The following is an 867-nucleotide window of genomic DNA, read 5'->3' on the forward strand; positions in this document are numbered from 1 at the left end:
GGTGGCTGGGCCACCATCGACACCCGCACCACCGGTGACGGTGAGCAGGTCACCACTACCACCTATTACAGCCCCCAAGGCCTGGTCATCGGTATCGATGATTCTGTAGAGGGCTTGCGTCTCTTTTCTTACGATGAGGCCCATCAGCTAACTGCTGTGCGTTCTGCTGCTGGTATGCATTCTTTTGTTTATGATCAGGCTGGTTTCCTGATCAAGGAGGCCACTGCTGATGGTGTGGTGCGCGAGTACTCTTATGATGGGGCTGGTCAGCTGGTTGGTTTGGCTGATTCTGTTTTGGGGTCTAGTGAGTTGGTCTATGACGGGTTGGGCCGTCGTGTGCGCTGGGTGGGCGGTGATGGTGCTGTTACTGAGTTTGGGTTTTCGCCGGTTGGTTTGTTGGGGCAGGTGAGCACTAGGGTTGTTGGTTCTGGTGCCGGGGCTGATGCTGGCCAGGTGGTGCGGTTGTGGAATGATGCGTTGGGTCAGGTTGCTGGCGCCCAGGGCACGGGTGTACCTGCTGAGAAGGGAACAGATGTTCAGGGGGCCGGTATGTGTTCTGTGCTCTGGGACCCTACTGCTGGTGCGCCGACGGTGAGTGCTTTTGGTGGTGTGCCGGTGTCTTTGGCGGGTGCTGTGGTGCAGGATGTGTTGGGGTCTCGTGGTGTGGATCCGTTTGGGGTCTCTCCTGTGATGGGCGGCTCCTCTGTTTCTGCTGGCTCTTCGTCTTCTGCCATCCCTGATTTTGGTGTGACCGTGGCTGGGTCTTTGCAGGTCGCTGGTCTGGAGGTTCTGGGTGCCCGGGCTTATGACCCGGCCTCTCGTGGGTTTATTTCTCCTGATCCACTGGTCTCGCCGGTGGGTGCTGGT

Annotated in this window: 1 protein-coding gene; it reads left to right on the forward strand. The window is 58.4% G+C overall.

Going from position 1 to position 867, the window contains the following annotated elements:
• Positions 1-867: hypothetical protein (locus ABD982_RS11220; RefSeq protein WP_425570057.1), on the forward strand; the 867-nt coding region annotated here is incomplete at both ends.

The sequence above is a fragment of the Rothia endophytica genome, from assembly GCF_039543885.1.
In the GTDB taxonomy this organism is placed as follows: Bacteria; Actinomycetota; Actinomycetes; order Actinomycetales; family Micrococcaceae; genus Rothia; species Rothia endophytica.